Source organism: Mycobacterium mantenii (assembly GCF_001667865.1).
In the GTDB taxonomy this organism is placed as follows: domain Bacteria; phylum Actinomycetota; class Actinomycetes; order Mycobacteriales; family Mycobacteriaceae; genus Mycobacterium; species Mycobacterium mantenii_A.
The window spans coordinates 76,620-99,729 of record NZ_LZJP01000110.1 but is presented as its reverse complement, the minus strand read 5'-3'; the positions used below and the strand labels follow the sequence as shown (position 1 = coordinate 99,729).

At 67.4% G+C, this 23,110-nt stretch carries 23 protein-coding genes; 22 read left to right on the top strand and 1 reads right to left on the bottom strand.

Annotation, left to right across the window (positions count from 1 at the left end; all coding sequences use genetic code 11):
* Positions 1-17: 17 nt before the first annotated feature.
* Both A5688_RS21125 and A5688_RS21120 read left to right on the top strand, forming a co-directional pair.
* Positions 18-1,415 (top strand): acyl-CoA dehydrogenase family protein, encoded by a 1,398-nt coding sequence (locus A5688_RS21125; RefSeq protein ID WP_067910579.1) that lies wholly within the window; start codon positions 18-20, stop codon positions 1,413-1,415.
* A 33-nt stretch (positions 1,416-1,448) separates the two neighbouring features.
* Entirely contained in the window at positions 1,449-2,654 is a 1,206-nt protein-coding gene (locus tag A5688_RS21120) for an acyl-CoA dehydrogenase family protein (protein WP_067830780.1), read from the top strand.
* Here A5688_RS21120 and A5688_RS21115 read toward each other — a convergent pair.
* Entirely contained in the window at positions 2,647-3,504 is an 858-nt protein-coding gene (locus tag A5688_RS21115) for an oxidoreductase (protein WP_067910441.1), read from the bottom strand. The genes A5688_RS21120 and A5688_RS21115 overlap by 8 nt on opposite strands.
* A 22-nt stretch (positions 3,505-3,526) precedes the next feature.
* Here A5688_RS21115 and A5688_RS21110 point away from each other — a divergent pair, with 22 nt between their 5' ends.
* From A5688_RS21110 to A5688_RS21015, 20 genes are all read left to right on the top strand, one after another.
* Entirely contained in the window at positions 3,527-4,525 is a 999-nt protein-coding gene (locus A5688_RS21110) for an acryloyl-CoA reductase (RefSeq protein WP_067830785.1), read from the top strand.
* 78 nt (positions 4,526-4,603) lie between these two features.
* Complete coding sequence (locus A5688_RS21105) at positions 4,604-5,575, top strand: NADPH:quinone oxidoreductase family protein (RefSeq protein ID WP_067830788.1); 972 nt, start codon at positions 4,604-4,606, stop codon at positions 5,573-5,575.
* Positions 5,576-5,909: 334 nt separating this feature from the next.
* A complete protein-coding gene (locus tag A5688_RS21100) occupies positions 5,910-7,019 on the top strand; it encodes a homogentisate 1,2-dioxygenase (protein ID WP_067910444.1) in 1,110 nt (369 codons plus the stop codon).
* A gap of 52 nt (positions 7,020-7,071) precedes the next feature.
* The gene (locus A5688_RS21095) at positions 7,072-8,277 is read left to right on the top strand and encodes an alpha/beta hydrolase family protein (protein WP_067910447.1); all 1,206 of its coding nucleotides are present in this window, start codon (positions 7,072-7,074) and stop codon (positions 8,275-8,277) included.
* A complete protein-coding gene (locus A5688_RS21090; RefSeq protein ID WP_067910450.1) occupies positions 8,274-9,485 on the top strand; it encodes a CaiB/BaiF CoA transferase family protein in 1,212 nt (403 codons plus the stop codon). The genes A5688_RS21095 and A5688_RS21090 overlap by 4 nt, the downstream gene beginning before the upstream one ends.
* 49 nt (positions 9,486-9,534) lie before the next feature.
* A complete protein-coding gene (locus A5688_RS21085) occupies positions 9,535-10,440 on the top strand; it encodes a hydroxymethylglutaryl-CoA lyase (protein WP_067910453.1) in 906 nt (301 codons plus the stop codon).
* A gap of 14 nt (positions 10,441-10,454) precedes the next feature.
* On the top strand, positions 10,455-11,123 hold the full coding sequence (locus A5688_RS21080; RefSeq protein ID WP_067830803.1) for a TetR/AcrR family transcriptional regulator: 669 nt from the start codon (positions 10,455-10,457) through the stop codon (positions 11,121-11,123).
* Between the two features lie 8 nt (positions 11,124-11,131).
* Positions 11,132-12,370: an acyl-CoA dehydrogenase family protein gene (locus A5688_RS21075; RefSeq protein WP_067910456.1), complete on the top strand. Its 1,239-nt coding sequence runs from the start codon at positions 11,132-11,134 to the stop codon at positions 12,368-12,370.
* On the top strand, positions 12,370-13,374 hold the full coding sequence (locus A5688_RS21070; protein ID WP_067830805.1) for a phosphotransferase family protein: 1,005 nt from the start codon (positions 12,370-12,372) through the stop codon (positions 13,372-13,374). The genes A5688_RS21075 and A5688_RS21070 overlap by 1 nt, the downstream gene beginning before the upstream one ends.
* The gene (locus A5688_RS27440; protein ID WP_067910458.1) at positions 13,371-13,709 is read left to right on the top strand and encodes a DUF6285 domain-containing protein; all 339 of its coding nucleotides are present in this window, start codon (positions 13,371-13,373) and stop codon (positions 13,707-13,709) included. Before A5688_RS21070 ends, A5688_RS27440 begins: the two co-directional genes overlap by 4 nt.
* Before the next feature lie 25 nt (positions 13,710-13,734).
* Positions 13,735-14,148 (top strand): nuclear transport factor 2 family protein, encoded by a 414-nt coding sequence (locus A5688_RS21060; protein ID WP_067830809.1) that lies wholly within the window; start codon positions 13,735-13,737, stop codon positions 14,146-14,148.
* A gap of 33 nt (positions 14,149-14,181) precedes the next feature.
* Positions 14,182-14,718, top strand: coding sequence for a YceI family protein (locus A5688_RS21055; RefSeq protein ID WP_067831014.1), 537 nt, complete (start codon positions 14,182-14,184; stop codon positions 14,716-14,718).
* A gap of 54 nt (positions 14,719-14,772) precedes the next feature.
* Positions 14,773-15,186, top strand: a complete 414-nt coding sequence (locus A5688_RS21050; protein ID WP_067830811.1) for an Rv3143 family two-component system response regulator — start codon at positions 14,773-14,775, stop codon at positions 15,184-15,186.
* Between the two features lie 429 nt (positions 15,187-15,615).
* Positions 15,616-15,993 carry an NADH-quinone oxidoreductase subunit A gene (locus A5688_RS21045; RefSeq protein WP_066989787.1) on the top strand — a complete coding sequence of 126 codons (378 nt, stop codon included), beginning with the start codon at positions 15,616-15,618 and terminating at the stop codon, positions 15,991-15,993.
* A gap of 8 nt (positions 15,994-16,001) precedes the next feature.
* Positions 16,002-16,556, top strand: a complete 555-nt coding sequence (locus A5688_RS21040; RefSeq protein ID WP_066989771.1) for a NuoB/complex I 20 kDa subunit family protein — start codon at positions 16,002-16,004, stop codon at positions 16,554-16,556.
* Complete coding sequence (locus A5688_RS21035; RefSeq protein ID WP_067830814.1) at positions 16,553-17,260, top strand: NADH-quinone oxidoreductase subunit C; 708 nt, start codon at positions 16,553-16,555, stop codon at positions 17,258-17,260. Before A5688_RS21040 ends, A5688_RS21035 begins: the two co-directional genes overlap by 4 nt.
* On the top strand, positions 17,260-18,585 hold the full coding sequence (gene nuoD, locus A5688_RS21030; RefSeq protein ID WP_067830817.1) for an NADH dehydrogenase (quinone) subunit D: 1,326 nt from the start codon (positions 17,260-17,262) through the stop codon (positions 18,583-18,585). Before A5688_RS21035 ends, nuoD begins: the two co-directional genes overlap by 1 nt.
* Complete coding sequence (nuoE, locus tag A5688_RS21025) at positions 18,582-19,337, top strand: NADH-quinone oxidoreductase subunit NuoE (protein ID WP_067830818.1); 756 nt, start codon at positions 18,582-18,584, stop codon at positions 19,335-19,337. Before nuoD ends, nuoE begins: the two co-directional genes overlap by 4 nt.
* Positions 19,337-20,686, top strand: coding sequence for an NADH-quinone oxidoreductase subunit NuoF (gene nuoF / locus A5688_RS21020; RefSeq protein WP_067830819.1), 1,350 nt, complete (start codon positions 19,337-19,339; stop codon positions 20,684-20,686). Before nuoE ends, nuoF begins: the two co-directional genes overlap by 1 nt.
* A gap of 6 nt (positions 20,687-20,692) precedes the next feature.
* Entirely contained in the window at positions 20,693-23,107 is a 2,415-nt protein-coding gene (locus A5688_RS21015) for an NADH-quinone oxidoreductase subunit G (protein WP_067910460.1), read from the top strand.
* The last annotated feature ends 3 nt before the right edge of the window (positions 23,108-23,110 follow it).

Genomic DNA, 23,110 nt, shown 5'->3' with positions numbered 1-23,110 from the left:
ACCTGAGGCTGCTGAAAATGACCGGTTCCGGTTCTCGACAGACATCCGCCCGCACCCGCGTCAAACGGCGCGACCACAAGTCCGCGGTGGGGCTGCAACCGCACAAGCGCACCGGCATCGACATCGTCATCGCGCTGATCACCCCGCTCGTCGGGCAGGAATTCCTGGACAAATACCAGCTGCGTGACCCGCTCAACCGCGCCCTGCGCTATGGCACGAAGACGATCTTCTCCACCGCCGCGACTTCTTCGCGGGAGTTCAAGCGGATCCAGAACCTGCGCGGCGGGCCGACCCGGCTCAAGTCCAGCGGCAAGGACTACTTCGACCTGACGCCCGACGACGAGCAGAAGATGATCGTCGAGACGCTCGACGACTTCGCCGCGGAAGTGCTGCGTCCCGCCGCACACGATGCCGACGAGGCGGCGACCTATCCGCCCGACCTGATCGCCAAGGCCGCCGAGCTGGGCATCACCGCGATCAACATCCCTGAGGATTTCGACGGCATCGCCGCGCACCGATCCAGCGTGACCAATGTGCAGGTCGCGGAGGCGCTGGCCTACGGCGATATGGGCCTGGCGCTGCCGCTGCTGGCCCCGGGGGGCGTGGCCTCCGCGCTGACCCATTGGGGCAGCGCCGACCAGCAGGCCACCTACCTTCCCGCGTTCGCCGGTGAGAACGTGCCCCAAGCGTGCGTGGCCATCGCCGAACCGCAACCGCTCTTCGACCCCACCCGGCTCAAGACCACCGCGGTGCGCACCCCGAGCGGGTACCGCCTCGACGGGGTGAAGTCGTTGGTCCCGGCCGCGGCCGACGCCGAGGTCTTTATCGTCGGCGCGCAGCTGGACGGCAAGCCGGCATTGTTCATCGTCGAGTCCTCGACCAAAGGCCTTACCGTGAAGGCGGATCCGAGCATGGGGATCCGCGCCGCGGCCCTGGGTCACGTCGAACTCTCCGGGGTGACGGTGCCGGCGAGCGCCCGCCTCGGCGAGGACGAGGCGACCGACGCCGATTACTCCGAGGCGATCGCGCTGTCCCGGCTGGGCTGGGCGGCGCTGGCCGTCGGTACCTCGCACGCGGTGCTCGACTACGTCGTCCCGTACGTGAAGGAACGTCAGGCCTTCGGTGAGCCGATCGCCCACCGGCAGGCGGTCGCTTTCATGTGCGCCAACATCGCCATCGAATTGGATGGGCTGCGGCTGATCACCTGGCGCGGCGCGGCGCGCGCCGAGCAGGGTCTGCCGTTCATCCGCGAGGCGGCACTGGCCAAGCGGCTTGGTGCCGACAAGGGCATGCAGATCGGCCTGGACGGTGTTCAGCTGCTCGGCGGCCACGGTTACACGAAAGAGCATCCCGTCGAACGCTGGTACCGCGACCTGCGGGCCATCGGCGTCGCCGAGGGCGTCGTCGTCATCTGAGTCGCTTATCCAACTCGAGCTGAAAGTTCAATCATGGCAATCAATCTGGAACTTCCGCGCAAGATGCAAGCGGTGACGACGAAGACGCACCAGGGCGCCGCCGAATTGATGCGGCCGATCGCCCGCAAGTACGACCTCAAGGAACACGCGTACCCGGTCGAGCTCGACACCCTGTTCAGCCTCTTCGAAGGGGCCTCGGAGTCAATCGAATTCGCGGGAGCCAACGCGCTGGGCGGCGAGGACGAAGAGCGGGACAAGAACCACAACGGCGCCAACATGGCCGCGCTGCTGCAGACGCTGGAAGCCAGCTGGGGCGACCTCGCGATGATGCTGTCGGTCCCCTATCAAGGGCTCGGTAACGCGGCCATCTCCGCCGTCGCCAACGAGGAGCAGCTGCAACGCCTCGGCAAGGTGTGGGCGGCGATGGCCATCACCGAACCCGGCTTCGGATCGGACTCGGCGGCGGTGTCGACGACGGCCACCCTCGACGGCGACGAGTATGTGATCAACGGCGAGAAGATCTTCGTCACCGCCGGGTCGCGCGCCACCCACATCGTGGTGTGGGCGACGCTGGACAAGTCACAGGGGCGCGCGGCGATCAAGTCGTTCGTCGTGCCGCGCGAGCATCCCGGTGTCACCGTCGAACGGCTCGAACACAAGCTCGGCATCAAGGGTTCCGACACCGCGGTCATCAGGTTCGACAACGCCCGCATCCCGAAGGAAAACCTGCTCGGCAACCCCGAAATCGAGGTCGGCAAGGGCTTTTCCGGAGTGATGGAGACCTTCGACAACACCCGGCCGATCGTCGCGGCCATGGCCGTCGGGGTGGGCCGCGCCGCGCTGGAGGAGATTCGCAAGATCCTCACCGAGGCCGGCGTGGAGATCTCCTACGACAGGCCCTCACACGCCCAGAGCGCCGCGGCCGCCGAGTTCATTCGGATGGAAGCCGACTGGGAGGCGGCCTATCTGCTCTCGCTGCGGGCGGCGTGGCAGGCCGACAACAAGATCCCCAACTCCAAAGAAGCGTCGATGAGCAAGGCCAAGGCAGGCCGGATGGCCACCGACGTCACGCTCAAGACCGTCGAATTGGCCGGCACCGCAGGCTATTCCGAACAGGCGCTGCTGGAGAAATGGGCGCGCGACTCGAAGATCTTGGACATCTTCGAAGGCACGCAACAGATTCAGCAGTTGGTGGTCGCGCGCCGCCTGCTGGGCCTGTCCTCGTCCGAGCTCAAGTAGCGAGGGCGTTCAGCCGCTCGCGGGCTTCGTGGTCCAGTTCGATGGACGCGACGTCCAGGTTCTCCTCCAGGTGGCCCAGCGACGAGGTACCGGGGATGAGCAGCACGTTGGGTGCCAAGTGCAACGTCCACGCCAGCGCGACCTGCGCGGGTGTGCGGCCCAGTCGCTGCGCGGTCTCCCGAACCACCTGGTGGCTCAGCACCGGGTTGGGCTGCATGAAGGCCGCACCCAGCGGGAAGAACGGAACGAAGGCGATCCCCCGCGTCGTACATTCCTGCAGCACCGGGGCCGACTCCCGGTGCACCAGATTGAATGCGTTTTGCACACAGGCGATTTCGGTGCGCTCTACGGCGTGCAGCAGGTGCTCGCGGTTGACGTTGCTCAGCCCGATCCCGCCCATCAATCCCTGCTCGCGGGCCTCGATCATGGCCGAGAGCTGATCGTCGAACTGCTGGTCCGGGCCATCGCTTTCGAACACCCGTAGGTTGACCACGGCCAGTTGCTCGACACCGAGGCTGCGCAGGTTGGTCTCGATGTCACGGCGCAACTCGGCCGGCGCGCCGGCCGGCAGCCAGGCACCGTTGTCATCGCGGCGCCCACCGACCTTGCTGACCAGCGCCAGGTTCTCCGGATAGGGATGCAGCGCGGCACGAATCAGCTCATTGGCCACGTCGGGTCCGTAAAACTGGGCGGTGTCGATGTGGTCGACGCCGAGTTCGACCGCGCGGCGCAGCACGGCCAGGGCTTCGTCGCGGTCCCGCGGCGGACCGAACGCATTGGGACCCGGCAATTGCATCGCGCCGAAGCCGACGCGGTTGACCGAAAACCCACCGAGTGGAAAGGAATCCATACGGTGAGGTTAGCGTCGAAGCATGGACACGTTTCAGGCGCTTGTCGCCCGACAAGATGGTGACCGGATAACCGCGTCGGTCGAGACGCTGAACCACTCCGACCTGCCGCCCGGCGAGGTGACCATCCGCGTGGAGTATTCGAGCGTCAACTACAAAGACGCGCTCGCGCTGACACCGGGTGGCGGCGTGGTGCGCAACTACCCGGTGGTGCCGGGCATCGACCTCACCGGCGAGGTTGTCGAATCGGCGTCGCCCGACTTCGCCGTCGGTGACCCGGTGCTGGCCCACGGGTACGCCATCGGCACCGGCCACCATGGCGGCTACGCCGAATACGCACGGTTGCCGGCCGACCAGGTCGTCGCGCTCGGCGCATTGAGCCCGCACGAGGGCGCCGCGATCGGAACCGCGGGCTTCACCGCGGCGATGAGCGTGCAGGCACTGATCGACTGGGGCATCGCGCCCGACGCCGGTCCCGTCGTGGTCACCGGAGCCACCGGCGGCGTCGGCTCGGTCAGCGTCGACCTGCTGGCGGCCGCCGGCTACCAGGTGGTCGCCTCGACCGGCAAAGCCGAGGCCACCGGCCGGCTCAAAGCCCTTGGCGCCGCGGAAGTTATCGGCCGATTACCCGCCGACCCGGACGCCAAGCCACGGCCGCTCGGCAAGGCGCGCTGGGCAGGCGGGGTGGACTGCGTGGGCGGCGCGACGCTGGCCGACGTGCTCAGCACCGTCGACTACGGCGGTGCGGTGGCGGCCAGTGGCCTCACCGGCGGGCCGGCCCTGCATACCACGGTGCTGCCGTTCATCCTGCGGGGCATCGCGCTGCTGGGCATGGACTCGGTACTGATGCCCATCGGGCCACGCCGCGAATTGTGGGCCCGCCTCGGCGATTCGCTGCGGCCGCGTCACCTGGACTCACTGGTCAGCGACGTCGACGTGAAAGACGTCGTCGGCGTGATCGACCAGGTGCGCGCCGGCAAATTCTCCGGCCGGGCCGTGGTGCGGGTCGCGGGCGGTTTTTGAGCCGGCAGTAGGCTGATCGAGCGCTGATCGGGCGCATTCCCCGACGGCGGCGCCGATGGCAGTGACGACGGAGGTGGCATGCGCGCGGTACAGGTGACTCGGCTCGATGGTCCGGACGCGGTCGACTTGACCGACATCGACGAGCCGTCGGGCGACGGGGTCGTCGTCGACGTGCACGCCGCCGGGGTGGCCTTCCCGGACGCCCTGCTCACCCGCGGGCTCTACCAGTACCGACCGGAGTTGCCGTTCGTGCTCGGCGCCGAGATCGCCGGCGTGGTCCGGTCCGCACCCGAAGGTGCGCACGTGAGCGCCGGCGACCGGGTGGTGGGCCTCACGATGTTGTCCGGCGGCATGGCCGAGGTTGCGGTGCTGGCCCCGGACCGGGTGTTCAAGCTGCCCGACAACGTGAGCTTCGAGGCGGGCGCCGGCCTGCTGTTCAACGACCTGACGGTGTACTTCGCGCTGACCGTCCGGGGGCGGCTGCAGCGCGGCGAGACGGTGCTGGTGCACGGCGCGGCCGGCGGCATCGGGACCTCGGCGCTGCGGCTCGCACCGGCGCTGGGCGCCTCCCGCACCATCGCCGTGGTCAGCACGCAGGACAAGGCCGACATCGCCACGGCGGCCGGCGCGACCGATGTGGTGCTGGCCGACGGTTTCAAGGACGCGGTGAAGGAGTTGACTCACGGCCGCGGCGTCGACATCGTCGTCGACCCGGTCGGCGGCGACCGCTTCACCGATTCCCTGCGTTCGCTCACTCCCGGCGGGCGGCTGCTGGTCGTCGGGTTCACCGGCGGTGAGATACCGACCGTCAAGGTAAACCGGTTGCTGCTCAACAACGTTGACGTGGTCGGTGTGGGCTGGGGCGCGTGGGCGGGGACGCATCCGGGCGCGCTGGCCGAGCAGTGGGCCGGACTCGAGCGATTGCTCACCTCCGGGGAGCTGGCCCCGCCGGAACCGGTGACGTACCCGCTGGAAGAAGCCGGGGCCGCCGTCGCCTCCCTGGAGAACCGCACCGCCAAGGGAAAGGTCGTGCTGCGCGTCCGGGGCTAGGCGCCGCACGTGGTCCCATCCGTCACAGTGGTTTCAGCTCGGGGCAATCGAATGTTTGCCCGCCTTCGAGCGACAATCCTCCGCGTGGTTTGCGGTCGCCGGAGTTGTCGCTGTGAGGCGGGCACCAAGCAAGTCCTGCCCGGCGGAGACGCCTGTGGCGTTTGTGACCAACGCGGGCGGCGACGGCGTCGCGGCGACTCGTGACGCCGCGTTCGCGGCGACCATGCCATGGCCTCGCGGCAACTCTTGTGCGGGCCAAAAAGAAAAAGTAATGTCACTTTCAGTTTTGTAGCCTGATCGCCCACTGAGCTGGTCCCCATCGGAGGAGCCGTCCATGGAATCCTTTGTGCACCTGCGGAAAGGCCGAACACCGCGCCGCCTGCACGCCGACCTCGAAGGCCTCAAGGACGACGAGCTGGGCCGGGGCGGATTCACCGGCCGCACCGCCAACCTCTACCGGCGCCACGACCCCACCGCCTACCGGTCGGTCGGCCCGCTGCGACCGATCGACGTCCTGTCGAGCGAGCTCAAGCCCAGCGATGCCACCGAGGCCGACGGTGGGCCGCTGCTGATGTTCAGCAACGACGACTGCCGAATCCTGTTGAGCCGTCGTCGCGAGCCGATGCCGTTCTTCGTCCGTCATGTCGACGGGGACCTGCTGTGCTTCGTCCACCAGGGCAGCGGTCTGGTCGAGACCGAATTCGGTCCGCTGCGCTATCGGGAAGGCGACTGGCTCTACATCCCCAAGGCATGCACCTGGCGCCAGCTGCCCGACCCCTCAAACAAAGAGGCGACGACGATGCTGATGATCGAGTCCACCGACGAGTTCCGGGTGCCGCCGCCGGGCGCGCTGGGCCGCCACTTCCCCTTCGACCCGTCGCAGGTGGTCATCCCCGAGCCGGCGCCGGCCGACGAGCCCGACGGTGCCGACGGCGAATTCGAGGTCCGGCTCATCCATGAGGGCGGCCCGACAACGCTGTTCTACCAACACAATCCGCTCGACGTCGAAGGCTGGCGCGGGGACAACTTCGCGTTCACGTTCAACATCGCCGACTACAACGTGGTCACCTCCGACAGTGTCCACCTGCCCCCGACGGTGCACCTGTTCATGCAGGCCACCGGCGTCTACGTGATGAACTTCCTGCCCAAGCCCGCCGAAGGGATTCCCGGCACCGAACGCACACCGTGGTATCACCGCAACGTCGACTACGACGAGATCGCCTTCTTTCACGGCGGCTCGCTCTACGGCATCCCGATGCCGCCCGGCTTGATTTCGCATGCGCCCCAAGGGGTTCATCACGGCGCACCGGAGAAGGCCCGCGAACGGGCACGCCGCAAATTCGACGACTATTCGCGCGTCGACTGGCAGGTGATCGCCATCGACACACGCCGGCGGCTGACCCCGTCGGCCGAGGTTCTGGCCCACGACCTAGGACAACATTGATGACTCGCGCCAGCGACGATGCGGAGCGAAGTGATGAGGAGAAGCGGCGCTAATGACACAAGCGGTGAAACCCAAAAAGCACGAGTACGACCGGATCCCCTATCTCGTTGCCTTCCAGAACAATTCCGGCGTACGAGACGTATACGGGGGCCTGGCCGAGATCACCGTGCTGGAGAGCTACCTGCTCAAACCCAAGGACAGGCCGTCGGACACCGTCCTGGTGTTCATGCACCCCATCGGCGGCGGCGCCTACCTCCCGATGATCAACGCGCTGGCCCGGGCCGGCCATCACGTCATCTACTGCAACAGCCGCTTCCGCGGCACCGACTCGGCGCTGCTGATGGAGAAGGTGGTCGAGGATCTCGGCGAGTGCATCAAGGACGCCAAGAAGCGGCTGGGCTATTCCAAGGTGGTGCTGGCCGGGTGGAGTGGCGGCGGATCGCTGTCGGTGTTCTACCAGCAGCAGGCGCAGAACCCGACCATCACGTCCAGCCCGACCGGCGACGGCCCGGACCTGACCAAACTCGACCTGCCCGCCGCCGACGGCATCATGCTGCTGGCCGCGCACATCAGCCGCCACGGCACGCTGACCGAATGGCTGGACGCGTCGATCCTCGACGAATCCGATCCCACCAAGCGCGATCCCGAGCTGGACCTGTACAACCCCGACAACCCCAATCAGCCGCCCTACAGCCAGGAATTCCTGGCCCGCTACCGGCAGGCGCAGATCGACCGCAACCGCCGCATCACCGCATGGGTGAAGGACAAGCTGGCCGAGTTGAAATCGTCGGGGCGCCCCGACGCAGATGTTGCCGAGTTCGGCTTCGTCGTGCACGGCACCATGGCCGACCCGCGCTGGCTGGACCCGACCGTCGATCCCAACGAACGCGTCCCGGGCACCTGCTACCTGGGGGATCCTCAGGTGGTGAACATGAGCCCCGTCGGGCTGGCCCGGTTTTCCACCCTGCGCGGCTGGCTGTCGCAGTGGAGCTACGACGACGCGCGGGGCGACGCGGTCGCCTGTGGGCCTGACATCGCGATCCCGGCGCTGGTGATCGGTAACCTGGCGGATGACGCCTGCACGCCCAGCCACACCCGGCGGTTGTTCCAGGCCATCGGCCACAAGGATAAGGAGATGCACGAAATCCCGGGCGCCACACACTATTACGCGGGACCCGACCAGCGCGACGCGCTGCGGGCCGCGGTCACCATCGTCACCGACTGGCTGGTGCGGCACGACTTCGCGAGCGCCGAATGACCTCCGCCCCGGCCGGACCGCTGGACGGCATCCGCGTGCTCGAGCTGGGCACGCTGATCGCCGGGCCCTTCGCGGGCCGATTGCTCGGCGACATGGGCGCCGACGTGATCAAAGTGGAACTGCCCAAGGCCCCGGACCCGTTGCGCACCTGGGGCCAGGCCGAACTCGACGGGCAGCACGTCTTCTGGACGGTGCACGCGCGCAACAAGAAGGCGATCACCCTGGATCTGCGCCACCCCCGCGGCCGTGAACTGTTCTGCGAGCTCGTCGAGAAATCCGACATCGTGGTGGAGAACTTCCGCCCGGGCACTTTGGAAAAATGGAACCTGGGCTACGACGTGCTCAGTGCCCGCAATCCGGGCATCATCCTGGTCCGGGTGTCCGGATACGGGCAGACCGGACCCGACGCCACCAAGGCCGGCTATGCCTCGGTCGCCGAGGCGGCCAGCGGACTGCGGCACCTCAACGGTTTCCCGGGCGGGCCGCCGCCCCGGCTGGCGCTCTCGCTGGGTGACAGCCTGGCCGGCATGTTCGGCGCCCAGGGCGCGCTGGCCGCCCTCTATCGCCGCAGCGTCACCGGACGCGGTCAGGTGGTCGACGTCGCGCTGACCGAATCATGTTTGGCCGTACAGGAATCCACCATTCCCGACTACGACGTCGGCGGGGTGGTGCGCGGACCGTCCGGCACCCGGCTCGACGGCATCGCCCCGTCCAACATCTACCGCAGCGCCGACGGCTCGTGGGTGGTGATCGCCGCCAACCAGGACACCGTCTTCGCCCGGCTGTGCAAGGCGATGGGCCGCGCGGAGCTGGCCACCGACGACCGGTTCGCCACGCACGTCGCGCGTGGGCGCAACCAAGACGAACTCGACAACATCATCGGCGCGTGGGCCGCAGAACGCCGGCCCGGCGACATCATCGAAACCCTGTCCGCCGCGGGCGTGATCGCCGGGCCGATCAACACCGTCGCCGAGGTCGTCAACGACCCGCAGCTGCGCGCCCGCGACATGCTGGTCGAGCACTACGACGAACGCCTGCAGCGCAACGTGCTGGGGCCGGGCATCGTGCCGGTGCTCTCGGAATCGCCCGGCCGGCTGCGCAACGCGGGCCCCGCGCGCCCGGGCCAGCACAACGACGACGTTTTCATCGGACTGCTGGGCAAGACGGCCGAGGAGCTCGAGCAGCTGCGCGCCGAGGAGGTGCTGTGACACGCGCCGGCGACGATGCAGAGCGCAGCGATGAGGAGGAGCGGCGCCAATGACCCACGTTCAGATCCGCGAGGTGGCCCTGCGCGACGGCCTGCAGATCGAGTCGCCAATTCCGTTGTCGGCCAAGCTGGAACTGCTGGCCGCGGTCGCGGCGACCGGGGTCCGCGAGGTGGAGGTCACCGCGTTCGTCTCGCCGTCGAAGGTGCCGTCGATGGCCGATGCCGCCGAGCTGGCCGCACACCTGCATGACTACCCCGACATCGAATTCTCGGCCCTGGTGGCCAGCCCGAACGGCGCCAAGCGGGCCGTCGCCGCGGGTTTGCGCTCCATCGAGTACGTGGTGGCCGCTGACGACGCCTTCAGCAAGGCCAACGTCGGGCGCGCCAGCGCCGAGGCCACCAAGGCGATCGACGAGATCGTCGCCATCGCGCACGACGGCCCCTCCAGCTTTCCTGTCACCGTCGAAGTCGTCATCGCCACCGCCTGGGACTCGCCGTTCGAAGGGCCGACCCCGCCGCAGCGGGTGCTCGAGATCGCGGCGGCCGCCCGCGACCACGGCGCCGACCGCCTGTCGATCGCCGACACCATCGGCACCACCACCCCGGGCCGAGTGAGTTCGCTTATCACACAACTGCGTCCGGTGATCGGCGACCTTCCGCTGGGCGGACACTTCCACAACACCCGCGGCTCCGGTCTGGCCAGCGCCTACGCCGCGGTCAACTCCGGGGTGACCCGGCTGGACGCCTCGGTCGGCGGCCTGGGTGGCTGCCCCTTCGCCGCGGGCGCCACCGGCAACATCGCCACCGAGGACCTCGTATACCTGCTGACCGACAGCGGCATCGAGGTGGACGTCGACCTGCAGGCCGCCATCGCCGCGGCCGACGTGGCGAAGACGTTGGTGGGGCACGACCTGCCGAGCGCCCTGTTACGCGCCGGCGACCGACGGAGACATTGAGTGCAGGGGAACTGATGTCCGCCCCAGAGGCAACCCGCGAGCTGACCGCCAAAGGCCGCCAGACCAGGCAGGCCATCGAGCAGGCCGCCCGGAAACTGTTCGCCGAACGGGGCTTTCACGGCACCACCCTGGCCGACATCACGTCGGCCGCGGGAAAATCGCCGGCGGTGTTCTACCGATACTTCGCCGACAAGGAAGACCTGCTGGCCGCCCTCGCGGAGTCATTCCTGCACGAGGTGGTGACGCCGTCGGGTCTCAGCGTTCACCTGCCGGACTCGCCCCCGCAAGCGGGAGGTGCCCCCACCGACGGCGACGACTTTTTTACTGCGGTGGTCACCGGCTACTGGAACATGTTCAAACAGAACATCGGCATCATGATCGCCGTGGCCCAGCTGGCCGCCACCCAGCAGCGCTTCGCGGCCGTGCAGAACGAATTCCGGCGATTCGGAATGGATCTCGTGGCCGCTTCGGTGCGCCGGGCCCAGGAGCAGGGTTACGGTGCCGAACTGCACCCGCAGCACACGGCGGCGGCCATCGCGTTGCTGTTCGAAAACTTCACCACCGTCTTCGTCGGATCGTCCGGCCCCGCTGGCCTGGGTGTGACCATCAGCGACGAAGATGCCATCGCGACCCTGTCGACGGTGTGGAAGAGAACCTTGTACGGCGGCCTCACGAGATCTTAGGAGAAGACGTGGATTTCACCCTGCCAGAACACCTTCCAGGCGTGCTCGCCGAGATGGACGAGTTCATTGAGGCCGAGATCAAGCCGCTGGAACGCGAACACATCCAATACTTCGACAAGCGCCGTGAGCATGCGCGCACCGATTGGGACAACGACGGGATCCCGACGCGCGAGTGGGAGGATCTGCTCTCCGAGATGCGCAGGCGCGCCGACAAAGCCGGCTGGCTGCGCTACGGATTGCCGGCCTCACTCGGCGGTCGCGACGGCAGCAACGTCGACATGGCGGTCATCCGGGAACACTTGGCGCACAAAGGCCTTGGCCTGCACAACGACCTGCAGAACGAGTCGTCGATCGTCGGGAACTTCCCGCAGGTGATCATGATGGAGCGGTTCGGCACCGATGAGCAACGCAAGGTGTGGTCCGAGGCGTTGATCACCGGGGAACGGTCCATGGCCTTCGGCCTGACCGAGCCGCAACACGGGTCGGATGCGACCTGGCTGGAGACGCACGCCGAACGCGATGGCGACAGCTGGGTGATCAACGGCTCCAAGCGGTTCAACACGGGCGTGCACCGCGCCACCCACGACCTGGTCTTCGCCCGCACCTCCGGCGAGCCGGGAGCCGCCCGGGGCATCACCGCGTTCCTGGTGCCGACCGATTCACCCGGATTCAACGTCCCCTATTACTGGTGGACGTTCAACATGCCCACCGACCACGGCGAGGTCGAGCTGACCGATGTGCGAATACCCGCCGGCGCGGTGCTCGGCGAGGTGGACCGCGGCCTGGAAGTGGCCCAAACCTTCCTGCACGAGAACCGGATTCGGCAAGCGGCGAGCAGCCTGGGCGCGGCGCAGTACTGCATCGACCGCGCCGCCGAATACGCCGCCGGCCGAACGGTGTTCGGCAAGCCGCTGTCGGTGAACCAGGCCGTGCAGTGGCCGCTGGCCGAGCTCCAGACCGAAGCCCAGATGGTGCGGCTGCTGGTGCAGTACGCCGCCTGGCATCTGGACCGCGACCACCACATGGAGGTCTCGGACAAGGTGTCGATGGCGAACTATCGCGCCAACCGCCTGGTCTGCGACGCCGCCGACCGCGCCATGCAGGTCTACGGCGGCCTGGGCTACAGCCGGCACGAGCAGTTCGAGCACATCTACCGCCACCACCGTCGTTACCGCATCACCGAGGGCGCCGAGGAAATCCAGATCCGCCGGGTGGCGCAGCGGCTGTTCAAATTCGGCAAGAAGTGATGGACAGCGTCGAGTCAGCGGAACTGGGCACCGAATTGGCCTCGAAACTGGCCGGGGTGCTGACCGGGGCCCTCGGCGCCGACACCGCGGTCGAGAACCTGCGCGCGTTGACCGGCGGCGCCAGCAGAACCACCTGGGCGTTCGAGGCCGTCACCGATGCGCGGCGTCGTGCGCTGATCTTGCGCACCGGCCCACCCGACGACGTGCACGCGGGCATGGAGCTCGAAGCCAGGACGCAGGCCGCCGCCGCGGCCGCCGGGGCGCCGGTCCCGCACGTGCTGATCGCCGACAATTCGGCTGCCGCGCTGGGCAATCCGTATCTGATCTGTGACGAGATCAAGGGCGAGACCATCGTGCGCCGCATCCAGCGGCAGCTCGACGGCGCTGACGGACACGCGGCGCGCACGCAATTACTGCAGCAGTGCGCGCAGGCGGTGGCCGCGATTCACCGCGCCGACACGGACATTCCGGATCTGAACCACGAAGATCAACTCGCCGAATGGCGTCAACGCCTCGACGACATGGGCGACACCACCGCAGCCTTCGAATGGGGGTTTCGCTGGCTGGCCGCCCGCCGTCCGCCGCCGTCGCCGGCGGTGTTGGTGCACGGGGACTTTCGGATGGGCAACCTCATCGTCGACGGATCGAATCTTGCCGCGGTGCTGGACTGGGAGCTGGTGCACGTCGGCCAGGCGTACGAGGACCTGGCGTGGTTCTGCATCCGGGCCTGGCGATTCGGCGCTCCGGCCAGCCTCGGCGCCGGCGGCCTGGGCAGCATCGAAAGCTTCCTGCGCGCCTACGAACAGGCCAGCGCGACTACCGTCGACCGGGTGGCGTTTCACTGGTGGCTGGTGCTGGCGACGTTGCGCTGGGGTGTCATCTGCCGCTTCCAGGCAGAACGCCATCTGAGCGGGCAGAACCGCTCGGTCGAGTTGGCCACCATCGGCCGTCGCGTCTGCGAGACCGAATGGGACCTGCTCAACCTGCTCGAGGCGCAACCATGATCGGCGCATACGGCCGCCCGCTGGCGGCCGAACTCGTGGCCGCGGTTGCCGAATTCCTGGAAAGCGATGTGCGTGCAGCGACCGACGGACAGGTGAACTTCCACGCCAGGGTCGCGGCCAACGCACTGCGCATCGTCGAGCGCGAATTGCTCGACGAAAGCGAGGCGGAATCCCGTGCGGCGCTGGCCGGCCTGGGCTTCGCGGATGAGGAGCAGCTGGCCGCGGCGGTCCGCGCCGGCGAGCTGGACGGACGGGCGGACGAGGTCACCGCCTGCCTGCGCACCCTGGTACGGCGCCGGTTGGCCGTCGCGCACCCCGGATACGACAGTGAATAGCTCGTCGATCAGATAGGAGCCAGACATGTCCGCTTCCAGCACCGAGACGGTCATCGACGTGGCCAACCGCCTGTTCACGGCGATCGAGCGAAGCGATGTCGCCGCCGTCGACGCGATGTGGAGCGGTGACATCGCGGTGTGGCGCAGCGGCTCGCGTCGCGACCCCCTCAGAGCAGACGACAAGACTCGCGCGATGCGGGTCATCGACTGGTTCGTCGGCGCGACCACGCAACGTCGCTACGAAATCCTCGACCGGCAGGTCTTCGATGACGGATCGGTCCGGGGCTTCGTCCAGCAACACGTCTTGCACGCCACCGGGCATGCCGGGCAGTCGATCTCGCTGCGGGTCTGCATCGTGATCAAGGTGGGCACCGACGGCCTGATCGAGCGGATCGACGAATATTTCGATCCCGCCGGGATCGCGCCGTTGATGAACTAGCGCTAGATTCGCCACGACACAATGGGGGTGACGATGACGACTTTGGAGACACTGCTTCACGATCCCGACATGGCCGGCGTGTGGAACCTGGTTCCGGACCGCTCGTCCATCACTTTCAAGGTCAGGAACATGTGGGGCCTGCTGAACGTCAAGGGCCGCTTCACCGAATTCACCGGCGACGGCCAACTGACCGGCAAGGGAGCGGTTTTCGGTCGCGTCGACATCAAGGCCGCCTCGCTGGACACCGGCATCGGCCGTCGCGACAAACACCTGCGCTCGGCCGACTTCTTCGATGTCGACCGCTTCGGTGAGATCAGCGTCGTCGTCACCGCCGTGCAACCGACGAAAGGCAAGGCCGCCGACCTTCGGACCAGCCTCACGATCAAAGGCGTCACCGCCGAGATGCCGCTGCCGGTCACGATCTCCGAGCTCGACGATGGCTCGATCCGGATCACCGGCGAAACCAAGCTCGATCGGGACCGGTTCGACCTGGGTTGGAACCGGCTGGGCATGGTGAGCTCGACGGCAACGGCGGCGGCCGATGCCATCTTCGTGCGGGTATCGCAATAACGATTTCTGCGGGCACCCCGTTGAACCCGGTCCGACACCAGTAGCATCTGCACCGTGCCCGACTCCACCCCGCAATCCAGCGTCGCCCTGCGGATCCTCGTCTACAGCAGCAACGTCCAAACCCGTGAACGGGTGATTCGCGCGCTGGGCAAGCATCTGCACCCCGATCTGCCCGAGCTGAGCTACGTCGAGGTGGCGACCGGGCCCGCGGTGGTGGCGACGATGGACAAGGGCGGCATCGACTTGGCCATCCTGGACGGCGAGGCCACCCCGACCGGCGGCATGGGAATCGCGAAGCAGCTCAAAGACGAACTCGAGACCTGTCCGCCCCTGGTTGTCTTGACCGGGCGGCCCGACGACGCGTGGCTGGCGTCCTGGTCGCGCGCCGAGGGCGCAGTGCCGCATCCCATCGACCCCATCCTGCTGGGCCGCACGGTGCTCAGCCTGCTGCGAGCCCCCGTTCGCTGACTCGATCGACGCCGCGCCTTTGCCGCGGCCGTTCCTTTTCGGCCGCCGAATGCGGCAGTTCTGACCACTTGCCCCTTCCTCGGCGCGGCAACCGGCGCTAGTTCCGATGTTGCTGACAACGAAAGCATCCGCCCTGGCACGCCGCTGATCTTGGGCGCCGCAGCGATCGAGGCGACGGCACCTTTGCTGGTGCTCCCCGAGTGGGAACGGGTTCGGCGCCGGGCGTTGGTTTCACCGTCTATCGAGTTTGCGCAGCACAGCGCGACATGGCACCGCCAATACGGGAAAATCCCCACCCCGGGCAAGCGCGCCGCACGCCGCGACGCTATGTTGTAAATCACTGTGACGGGCTTGCAGCCCGGTTCGTCACAGCAGCCCGGTTACCGCCTGGCCGCTGCAGGCGGCTCGTACGACGGATCATGGAGCGAGTTGAACGTCTACATACCCATCCTGGTGCTAGGCGCCATCGCCACCGCCTTCGCGGTGGGCTCGGTGGCGATCGCGAGCCTGGCCGGCCCGTCACGTTTCAACAAGTCGAAGATGGCTGCCTACGAGTGTGGGATCGAACCCACCGAGACATCGGTGAGCGGCCCGCATGCGACAGCCGGGCAGCGCTTTCCGGTGAAGTACTACCTCACCGCGATGCTTTTTATCGTCTTCGACATCGAAATCGTGTTCCTGTATCCATGGGCGGTCAGCTACGACGCGCTGGGCACGTTCGCGTTGGTCGAAATGGTGGTGTTCATGCTGACGGTGTTCGTGGCCTACGCCTATGTGTGGCGCCGCGGCGGCCTGACGTGGGATTGAGGTAAGTCGTGGGTCTTGAGGAACAGCTGCCCGGCGGGATTCTGCTGTCAACAGTCGAGAAGGTCGCGGGCTACGTCCGCAAGAACTCACTGTGGCCGGCGACGTTCGGGTTGGCCTGCTGCGCCATCGAGATGATGGCAACGGCCGGGCCAAGATTCGACATCGCGCGGTTCGGCATGGAGCGATTCTCGGCCACCCCGCGGCAAGCCGACCTGATGATCGTCGCCGGCCGGGTCAGCCAGAAGATGGCTCCGGTGCTGCGACAGATCTACGACCAGATGGCCGAGCCCAAATGGGTGCTGGCCATGGGCGTGTGCGCGTCATCCGGCGGGATGTTCAACAACTACGCGATCGTGCAGGGCGTCGATCATGTTGTCCCGGTGGACATCTACCTGCCCGGCTGCCCTCCGCGACCGGAGATGCTGTTGTACGCAATCCTGAAGCTGCACGAGAAGATTCAGGAGATGCCGCTGGGCGTCAACCGGGAAACCGCCATCGCCGAAGCCGAGCAGGCCGCGCTGTCGGCGCGGCCCACGATCGAGATGCGCGGGCTGCTGCGATGAGCTCACCGGATCAAGACCCAGGAGAAGCGATCAGCCGCGCCGACGAAGAAGTCATCGACGTGCGCCGCGGCATGTTCGGCGCCACGGGCTCGGGTGACACGTCCGGTTATGGCCGGCTGGTGCGCGAAGTCCTGCTTCCGGGCAGCAGCCCGCGGCCCTACGGCGGCTATTTCGACGAGGTGGTCGACGGCCTGGCCGCGGCGTTGAACAAGGACGACGTCGAATTCACCGACGCCATCGAAAAAGTCGTGGTGTACCGCGACGAGCTGACCCTGCACGTCCGACGCGAGGCGCTGGAGCGGGTGGCGCATCGGCTGCGTGACGAACCGCAGCTGCGCTTCGAAATGTGCCTCGGCGTCAGCGGGGTGCACTACCCGCATGAGACGGGCCGCGAACTGCATGCCGTGTATCCGTTGCAGTCGATCACGCACAACCGCCGCGTCCGGCTGGAAGTGTCTGCGCCCGACGATGATCCGCACATCCCGTCGCTGTTCAGGATTTATCCGACCACCGACTGGCACGAGCGGGAGACCTACGATTTCTTCGGCATCATCTTCGACGGGCACCCATCGCTGACCCGCATCGAGATGCCCGACGACTGGCACGGGCATCCCCAGCGCAAGGACTACCCCCTCGGCGGAATTCCCGTCGAATACAAAGGCGCACAGATACCCCCGCCCGACGAGCGGAGAGCGTACAACTGATGAGCACTACCACTGAATCGAAGCACGACGGCGCCGGCGAGACATTCGTGGTCGCCGGCGGCCAGGACTGGGACAAGGTCGTCGAAGCCGCCCGCGGCGTCGATCCCGGCGAACGCATCGTCGTCAACATGGGGCCCCAGCATCCGTCCACGCACGGGGTGCTGCGGCTGATCCTGGAAATCGAGGGCGAGACGGTCACCGACGTCCGTTGCGGCATCGGCTATTTGCACACCGGCATCGAAAAGAACCTCGAATACCGCTACTGGACCCAGGGTGTCACGTTCGTGACCCGGATGGATTACCTGTCACCGTTTTTCAACGAGACGGCCTACTGCCTGGGTGTGGAGAAACTGCTCGGCATCACCGACCAGATACCGGAGCGGGTCAACGTCATCCGGGTGATGATGATGGAGCTCAACCGGATCTCGTCGCATCTGGTGGCGTTGGCCACCGGCGGCATGGAACTGGGCGCCATGACCCCGATGTTCGTCGGTTTCCGGGGACGCGAGATCGTGCTGACCCTGTTCGAATCGATCACCGGCCTGCGGATGAACAGCGCCTACGTCCGCCCCGGGGGCGTGGCGCAGGACCTACCGCCCAACGCGCAGACCGAGATCGTCGAGGGCCTCAAGGGACTCAAGCAGGTGCTGCGCGAAATGGGCGGCCTGCTCAACGAGAACGCCATCTGGAAGGCCCGCACCCAGGACGTCGGATATCTGGATCTGACCGGATGCATGGCGCTGGGCATCACCGGCCCCATCCTGCGCGCCACCGGGTTGCCCCACGATCTGCGCAAGAGCGAACCGTATTGCGGATACGAAAACTACGAATTCGACGTAATCACCGAAGACACGTGTGATGCTTACGGGCGCTACATGATTCGCGTCAACGAGATGTGGGAGTCGATCAAGATCGTCGAGCAGTGTCTGGACAAGCTGGAGCCGGGTCCGATCATGGTCGAGGACCGCAAGATCGCCTGGCCGGCCGACTTGAAGGTGGGCCCGGACGGCATGGGCAACTCACCGGAGCACATCGCCAAGATCATGGGCGGCTCGATGGAGGCGTTGATCCACCACTTCAAACTGGTCACCGAGGGCATCAGGGTTCCCGCGGGCCAGGTCTACACCGCGGTCGAATCGCCGCGCGGGGAGCTGGGCGTGCACATGGTCAGCGACGGCGGTACCCGCCCCTACCGGGTGCACTACCGAGACCCCTCATTCACCAATCTGCAGTCGGTGGCGGCGATGTGCGAAGGCGGGATGGTCGCCGACCTGATCACCGCGGTCGCCAGCATCGACCCGGTCATGGGCGGGGTGGACCGGTGACCGGCCCGCAGGGACAGCCGGTCTTCATCCGGCTCGGCCCGCCACCGGACGAGCCCAACGCGTTCGTCGTCGAGGGTGCGCCCAAGACGTATCCCCCCGAGGTGCGGGCCCGGCTGGAGGTCGACGCCAAGGAGATCATCGGCCGCTACCCCAACAAGCGCTCGGCGCTGTTGCCGTTGCTGCACCTGGTGCAATCGCAGGATTCCTACCTGACACCGGCGGGCCTGGAGTTCTGCGGTGAGCAGCTGGGGCTCACCGGAGCCGAGGTGTCCGCGGTGGCGAGCTTCTACACCATGTATCGCCGCGGCCCCACCGGAGACTATCTGGTGGGTGTCTGCACAAACACGTTGTGCGCCATCATGGGTGGCGACGCCATCTTCGACGCCCTGAAGGAGCATCTGGGCGTCGGCAACGACGAGACGACCCCCGACGGGGCGGTCACGTTGCAACACATCGAATGCAACGCCGCCTGTGACTACGCGCCGGTGGTGATGGTGAACTGGGAGTTCTTCGACAACCAGACGCCCGATTCGGCCCGCGAACTCGTCGACTCGCTGCGCGCCGGCGAGCCCAAGCCGCCCACTCGTGGCGCCCCGCTGTGCGTCTTTCGCGAGACGTCGCGCATCCTGGCCGGCCTGCCCGACGAGCGTCCCGACCAGGGGCAGGGCGGCGCGGGCGCCGCGACGCTGGCCGGCCTGAAAGTAGCCAAGGAACACGGCATGGAGGCGCCCAGCGCGCCGGAAGGCCAGTAATGACAACGACTTCCGACACTTCGCAGGCAACGCCGCTGACTCCGGTGATCAGCCGTTTCTGGGACGATCCCGAGTCCTGGACCCTCGAGACCTATCACCGCCACGGCGGCTACGAGGCGATGAAGAAGGCGTTGGCGATGGAGCCCGACGCGGTGATCGGGTTGGTGAAGGATTCCGGGCTGCGCGGGCGCGGCGGCGCGGGGTTCTCGACCGGAACGAAGTGGTCGTTCATCCCGCAGGGCGATACCGGTGCGGCCGCCAAGCCGCATTACCTGGTGGTCAACGCCGACGAGTCGGAACCCGGTACGTGCAAAGACATTCCGCTGATGCTGGCGACGCCGCACGTCCTCGTCGAGGGCGTGATCATCGCCGCGTACGCGATCCGGGCCAGTCACGCCTTCATCTACGTGCGCGGGGAGGTGCTGCCGGTCCTGCGCCGCCTGCAGAACGCGGTGGCCGAGGCCTACGCCGCCGGCTACCTGGGCCGCGACATCAACGGCTCGGGCTTCGACCTCGAGCTGGTGGTGCACGCCGGTGCCGGCGCCTACATCTGCGGCGAGGAAACCGCGCTGCTGGATTCGCTGGAAGGCCGCCGCGGCCAGCCGCGGCTGCGTCCGCCCTTCCCCGCCGTGGCCGGGCTGTACGGCTGCCCCACGGTGATCAACAACGTCGAGACCATCGCGAGCGTGCCGTCGATCATCGGCAATGGCGTGGACTGGTTCCGCTCGATGGGCAGTGAGAAGTCTCCGGGCTTCACGTTGTATTCGCTGTCCGGCCACGTCGCCCGCCCGGGGCAGTACGAGGCCCCGCTCGGAATCACGTTGCGGGAGTTGCTCGCCTACGCCGGCGGTGTGCGGGCCGGGCATCGGCTCAAGTTCTGGACCCCCGGCGGATCGTCGACCCCGCTGCTGACCGACGAGCACCTCGACGTGCCGCTGGACTACGAGGGCGTCGGCGGGGTCGGTTCGATGCTGGGCACCAAGGCGCTGGAGATCTTCGACGAGACCACCTGCGTGGTGCGTGCCGTGCGGCGCTGGACGTACTTCTACAAGCACGAGTCGTGCGGAAAATGCACGCCGTGCCGCGAGGGCACCTTCTGGCTGGACCAGATCTACGAGCGGCTGGAAACCGGCAAGGGCACCAGCGAAGACATCGAGAAGCTGCTGGACATCTCCGACACCATCCTCGGAAAGTCTTTCTGCGCCTTGGGTGATGGCGCCGCCAGCCCGGTGATGTCGTCGATCAAGTTCTTTCGCGACGAATACGTCGCGCACGTCGAGGGCGGCGGATGCCCCTTCGATCCACGAGACTCCATGCTGACGGCGGAGCGCGACGGCGCGAAAGGGTAGGACTCGATGACTAGCGCGGCCAAAACCGAAACCGGCGATGAGGTGCGTCCGCCGGACATGGTGACGCTGACCATCGACGGCAACGAGATCAGCGTTCCCAAGGGAACTCTGGTGATCCGGGCCGCCGAGTTGATGGGCATCCAGATCCCGCGGTTCTGCGACCACCCGCTGCTGGAGCCGGTCGGCGCGTGCCGGCAGTGTCTGGTCGAGGTCGAAGGCCAGCGCAAGCCGATGGCCTCGTGCACCACGGTCGCCACCGACGACATGGTGGTGCGCACCCAGCTCACGTCGGAGGCCGCCGACAAGGCCCAGCACGGCGTGATGGAGCTGCTGCTGATCAACCACCCGCTGGACTGCCCGATGTGCGACAAGGGCGGCGAATGTCCCCTACAGAACCAGGCGATGTCCAACGGGCGCGCCGATTCTCGCTTCGAAGACGTCAAGCGCACCTTCGCCAAGCCGATCAACATCTCGTCGCAGGTCCTGCTGGACCGGGAGCGCTGCATCCTGTGCGCGCGCTGCACGCGATTCTCCGAGCAGATCGCCGGCGACCCCTTCATCGACATGCAGGAACGGGGCGCCCTGCAGCAGGTCGGCATCTACGCCAACGAACCGTTCGACTCGTATTTCTCGGGCAACAGCGTGCAGATCTGTCCGGTGGGCGCGCTGACCGGGAGCTCATACCGGTTCCGGGCCCGCCCGTTCGACTTGGTTTCCAGCCCCAGCGTCTGCGAGCACTGCGCTTCGGGGTGCGCACAGCGCACCGACCACCGCCGCGGCAAGGTGATGCGCCGGCTGGCCGGCGACGATCCCGAAGTCAACGAGGAGTGGAACTGCGACAAGGGCCGCTGGGCGTTCACCTACGCGACCCAGCCCGATGTCATCACCACTCCCCTGATCCGCGACGCCGACGGCACCCTGCAGCCGGCCTCGTGGTCTCACGCGATCGCCGTCGCGACGAAGGGCCTCGAGACGGCGCGCGGGCGCACCGGTGTGCTTTTCGGCGGCCGGGCGACTCTCGAGGACGCCTACGCCTACTCCAAGTTCGCGCGAATCGTGCTGGACAGCAACGATATCGACTTCCGCGCCCGGCCGAGCTCGGCCGAGGAGGCCGACTTCCTGGCCGCCCGCATCGCCGGCAAGCCGATCACCGTCAGCTACTCCGATCTGGAATCGGCCCCCGTGGTCGTGCTGGCCGGATTCGAGCCCGAAGACGAGTCGCCGATCGTGTTCCTGCGGTTGCGCAAGGCGGCCCGCAAACACGGGCTGCCGGTCTACGCGATCGCACCGTTCGCCACCCGCGCGCTGACCAAGATGTCCGGGCGGCTGATCAAAACCGTTCCCGGCGCCGAGGCTTCCGTGCTCGACGGCTTGGCCACCGGCGAGGTGGGTGACCTGCTCTCCACCGCCGGCGCGGTCATCATGGTGGGCGAACGCCTGGCCACGGCGCCAGGCGCCCTGTCCGCCGCGGCCCGGCTCGCCGACACCACCGGCGCCCGCCTGGCCTGGGTGCCGCGCCGTGCCGGTGAGAGGGGCGCGCTGGAGGCCGGCGCGCTGCCGGGACTGCTGCCCGGTGGCCGCCCGGTTGACGACGAAAACGCCCGGGCGCAGGTCGCACAGGCGTGGAACGTGTCCGAATTGCCTTCCGGCAGTGGACGTGACGCCGACGCAATCCTGGCGGCCGCCACCGACGGCACGCTGGGCGCGCTGCTGGTCGGCGGTGTCGAGCCCGACGACTTCACCGACCCGCAAGCGGTGCTGGCGGCCCTGGACGGCGTCGGCTTCGTGGTCAGCCTGGAGCTGCGGCACAGCGCCGTCACCGAACGCGCCGACGTCGTCTTCCCGGTCGCGCCGACGACGCAGAAGGCCGGTGCTTTCGTCAACTGGGAGGGTCGCTTCCGGCCGTTCGAGGCGGCGCTGCGCAACACCCAGGAAGCGAGCCAGTCCGACCATCAGGTGCTGGACACGCTGGCCGACGAGATGGGCGTCTATCTGGGCATGTCCACCGTCAACACGGCCCGCGAAGAACTGAACGCGCTGCGGCACTGGGACGGCAAGCGCGCCGCGAACCCGGACGTCGCGGCGCCGGAGCCCGCCCAGCCCGCCGCGGGTGAGGCGGTGTTGGCCGGCTGGCGGATGCTGCTGGACAACGCCCGAATGCAGGATGGTGAGCCACATTTGGCGGGCACCGCGCGTAAGCCCGTCGCTCGGCTGTCCGCGGATACGGCCGCCGAAATCGGCGCGGCCGACGGCGACGAGGTCACGGTCAGCACGTCGCACGGATCCATCAGCCTGCCGCTGGTGATCACCGACATGCCCGACCGGGTGGTGTGGCTTCCGGTGAATTCGCCCGGCTCGGCGGTGCACCGCCGACTCGGCGTATCGGCTGGCAGCACGGTGAAAATCGGAGTGGGTTCATGACGA